Here is a 4,714-nt window from a genome sequence, read left to right as displayed (position 1 = left end):
ATTAAGTGGACATCCACTGGATGCTCCTTATCTATTTTATGAAATATTACTTTGCCATGATGTAAAGGTGCTTTATTTCCTTCAAAAGTGAAATATAATAGATTGATATGAAATACTTTTTTGATTTTTAAATAATCTTGATTTGCGCTAAGATGATCCACAATAAGTCTTGAAGTATTAAAACAAGCCTTATGCAAAAATAAATTGGTATAGGAACGATCGATCTCTACGATATAATTATTACCTTCTTCATCTTCTACGATAACATCTGCAATGCTTCGTTTTAAGAGTTTGCTTTCTTTATTGCTTTCACTTTCAAGCAGGGACTTGATTTTAATGGGTTTATACCCTTGGGAACTGAGCAAAGCAGAAATAAACCCCTCGACTATTTCATAGTCACCTTTATCCTTAAGAAGGTATTTGATGGCATAATCAAAACTTATAATTTCTTTCATAGGCATTATCTATTTTATGTATAGTTATACAAGATTGCATGTTTTTTATTACAAAACAAAATTAGTCTATTTTTAACTATAGTATATTTAAACTACTGCTAAAATATTTATAAAATTACATATTTTAATCAACTCAATCAGGCAGTTGGGGACTAAACCATTACCAGCTATTTAATTTTTTCTCGACAAAGTAGACAAGTTGCTGTACTAGGTTTAACCCACTGAGCTATACAATCTAAGTGAAATTTATGCTTGCATTTTAATGCTATTGCATGCTTATGCGCACTAGCATCCACTAATTCAGTATGACAAATAGAACATATTCCGTCCTCTTTAGTAACATCAATAGGATCAAAAATATATTTGAACGCTTTTGTTTTATTCTGATTTTGCTTTGCCTTAGCTAAAAGTTCTTGTATTTCTTTGCGTTTTGCAGAACCCAATTTTGACAAAAATGCACCCCATTTTGTTAGTGTAATACCTTCTGGATTGGCTCCGCGATTTAATAGCAACTTTACAATTTCTACATAACTACCATGTACTGCTTCTACAAGTGGGGTACGTCCGTAACTATTTTTTTGTTCCATATCTATAGCTGGATGCTCTAATAATACTTCTACCATTTCTATAAGACCGCACTCAACTGCTAGAAAAAGTGAGGTCTTTTCTTTAAAACTCTCTTTTTTATTGACATCAGTTCTCTTGTCTCTTAATAATAAACGTACTGCCTTTACCTGATTGGTGTCACGTCTAAATTCATAACTGACTATACCTGCTTGTAATGGCAACCAACTTTCTCTAATAGGTTGATTTATGTCTAGACCTTTGTGCGCTAAAAGGATCTCAAGAATAGGTATATCACCATTGCTCATGGCTATATGGAGTGCGCTGCCACAAATCTGTGCATAATCGGCTTCTGGATTATCCAAGCTGTTAATATTTGCTCCATGTGTGAGCAATAGCTTTACCACTAATACATCACGTGCCCGAGTTGCTATGGTTAGAGGATAGGAGTCTATATAACGAGAAGCACTAGAAGCAACACGTTTGCGCGGTAAGTTAGGATTTGCCTCGTTCTCCAATAAAAATTCAATAATTTCTAGGTATTTATTTTTATTATTTTCTTTAGCCTTGTTTCTACAAAAAATAGCGAAATATAATATAGATTCTTGTACGTAATCTATATTCGGACATGTATATTGAAATAGCCTTATTTCTGTATTTGCAATGCTTCTATGTTTATGTACATCATACTTATTAAAGAGTTCTTTTACTTTTGAGTAATCTCCCTTTTTAATGGCTGATTTGAGATCAGATGCAATACGTTTTTGCTCTATTGTATTATGGATCTTAGTTTTCGTCTTATATGCAATGCTTCTACAAGTACTTATACCAGTAATCATCCATACCATAGCTGAAAATGTGATTATTTTGCAAATGTATTTCATAAATAAATGTGTTAAATATTCTGCATGTAGACCTGTTGCGTAAGTTTTAGGCCCACTAAAGTGGGCCTAAAACTTACTTGAGAGCCATCCATTATGTACAGAAAACTGTGTTTTTTCTATGTACTTACGAAACAGGTCCTTAAGATGATTCGTTTTAATAACTAGTCTAAAAACTTGACCGTTGTACGCGAAGAAATTACTATAGAAAATGAAGTAATAAAAAAATCTCTACCTATCATTCCTTGTTCATACCTTACCCGGTCTTCAGTCCATTTTCTTTTACTGATATAACTACATATACGCATTGTAAGAGCTGCAATTTGATCAGATGTTGCGCACCAAGTAGAAACCATTTTAGGATGATAATTACGTGTATCAGGAGAAACACTAGTAATAACAATGGCCGCAACTGTATTAGAAAAAGCATGCCATCCACTGGTAGCCGGTTTCTTGTCACGTAAATTTAATTGATGTGCTCCAGCTGTCATTAAGCTTATACCTGCATTAGACCAGATGGTTAGTAAATCTGCACGCTGAAAACCCTGTTGCAACTCAAGATATAAGGCAACAGACATTAAAATAAGGTAAGTACTACCTTTGACTAAATTTAGATGTGTCGCATGATCTTTGCTAAAATTATAATTCTTGCCTTTTCTTATCTTACCAAAACAATACTTCCACCCAGCACCAAAAAGATTTGAGGCACTGTTAGCTGCAAACGTAATACTAGCAATAGGTAGCCCCTTGAGCATTTCTTCTATAGGCATCTTTATGACATTCCCCTTGTTGGTAATTATTTTTAATTTCTGATAATCAATAGAATAATTAACCATCGCCTGCTTTATTTCATCTATTTCTGGAAAAGAAATCTCAACATTATTAGAATTTAGGTCTTCCAATGAACTGTCATTACGTATAGTTACCAATACAGGAAAAAATACTTGATTTGGATCAATTCCCGTGGGTACTAATGCCGTATCATTGGATGAAACAGACATTGCTTGGCTGAACGGTGCCGAAAGCGCAGCTCCTGTTACAATCGCATTCTTTAATCCGATATGTTGAGTAACTCGCTTCTGACTACAAGCGCCTAAAGCGTAAAATAGCGTAATCCATAAGATAGATGTATCCACATAATATGTGAGTTTCCTGAAATATTTCATTATCATTGAAAATTTATATTAAAATAACTTAATAACCTTCTGAGAAAGTCTATACCTATAGGCATAGTATGTCTAAAAAACAACCTAGACTATTTCCACCTGAGTCCTTGTATATAAAAAAATTTGTATATGTTGTACACCCTTTGCACCAACCCTTATGCAAGATTATGACACCACTATTTAAATGGATATATACAAAAGAGCCCATGTGTAGGAACGCATAGTATTTACGCTGCATGTGATTGATGGATCACCAGCAACGGGAATAACTCTGGATCCTTATTAAGAATATAAAGAGATTACATCAAATATACAATATCAAATATTGATATTGTATATTGATTATCTTTCCACTATTGTTCTACTGTTCTATCAAAGGCAATAGACCCGGTTGAATCCGTTGCCTGCAAATTGACTTAAGTTCTGATATCCAAGGAGACAGTTCGTTATTTTCATTATATTTTGCACCCCATCGGATATGGAAACAAGCCGTTTCTCGAGCAATACGTTCTTGATCTTCTTTGTTTCTAAAACCTATTGTGCGCATGTTATGCAACCTGTCAGCTAGCTTAATATACACAACACGTATATCCTTGCAATTGGAAAGCATATCTTCTATGATGTACTGAGCAAACAGAAAGCGATACCCATGGGTATTATAATGGGTTACCATATCTACAAGATAAGCTACTTGTTTACCATATAGTAATTCTATTTGTTCGAGGGTAACAAGCGTATCCTCGACAATATCATGCAATAACCCAGCCAAAATAACCTCAGGATCTTTGGTAACCTCTAAAAGAATCTTAGCCACAGCCATAGGATGGGTATAATAAGGTTCTCCAGATTTACGTCTTGTTAGCCCATGTGCCTTTTTAATAAAGGCAATCGTTTTTTCTACCTCTTCTTTGGTTAAAGAGGTCTTTTTAGTAACTAACAAGACCAATTCTTTTTCTTGTGCCAAGCTTTCTGGCGTTTCAGCTACTTCACGATCCAAATCAACAGGATCATACGTTTTTAAACGCATAAAACGTTTACCAGCTATAGGCAATATATAGAGACAAACCAGTTTTTCTTCTGTTTCAGTTATTTCTACATAACCACCATGTGCTTGTACGATGTGCCTACTTTCTACTTGATACAATTTAGATGCTGTTTTCGGTAAGAAAACAGTTGTTGGCATATCATCAACCTGATAGGTTGAAAGTATATGCTCTGGATGAGCAGACGTACTCATACAGAAAGCCAATGCATCCAGCTTCTCTGATAGAGAATCTTTTTCTTGATTTACATCTTGATAGTAATATTTCAGCGTAGTATCTACGATGGTTAGCGTAACGGTAGCATCCAATGCTTGTTCACTTTTGCTAATAGCCAAAAGATTGATGGCTAATAACCGCTCAAACAGTTCGGGATCTGCCTGGAGTGTTTGCTGTGTTGCTTGATTGTATAGCAACAACTGCATAGGTTCGTCTAGACCATGTATGTCACCACGTACTTTGAATATAACAGGGTCTATCACTACAGGCTTGATGTCATTTGCATTCAGATGGAAACGACGTTCTTCTTTGATTCTCTGTAATAATAGGTTGCTAAACTTATATAGACCACTTCTAGTCAGACTCAAGACCTCTCCAAGTTTTGCTTC

4 protein-coding genes are annotated in these 4,714 nt (G+C 34.8%); all 4 read right to left on the bottom strand.

Annotated elements, in window-relative coordinates:
• Nucleotides 1-455: PD-(D/E)XK nuclease family transposase (locus CCPUN_RS04030; RefSeq protein ID WP_133282297.1), on the bottom strand; the 455-nt coding region annotated here is incomplete at its 3' end.
• A 167-nt stretch (nt 456-622) separates the two neighbouring features.
• Entirely contained in the window at nt 623-1,903 is a 1,281-nt protein-coding gene (locus CCPUN_RS04025; protein ID WP_133282296.1) for an ankyrin repeat domain-containing protein, read from the bottom strand.
• Nucleotides 1,904-2,064: 161 nt separating this feature from the next.
• On the bottom strand, nt 2,065-3,036 hold the full coding sequence (locus tag CCPUN_RS04020) for a hypothetical protein (RefSeq protein WP_133282295.1): 972 nt from the start codon (nt 3,034-3,036) through the stop codon (nt 2,065-2,067).
• Between the two features lie 391 nt (nt 3,037-3,427).
• Nucleotides 3,428-4,714: HD domain-containing protein (locus CCPUN_RS04015; protein WP_133282294.1), on the bottom strand; the 1,287-nt coding region annotated here is incomplete at its 5' end.

It is taken from the genome of Cardinium endosymbiont of Culicoides punctatus (genome assembly GCF_004354815.1).
Classification (GTDB): Bacteria; Bacteroidota; Bacteroidia; order Cytophagales; family Amoebophilaceae; genus Cardinium.
Note: the sequence above shows the minus strand (reverse complement) of the source record. Positions and strands in the feature narration are given on the sequence as shown.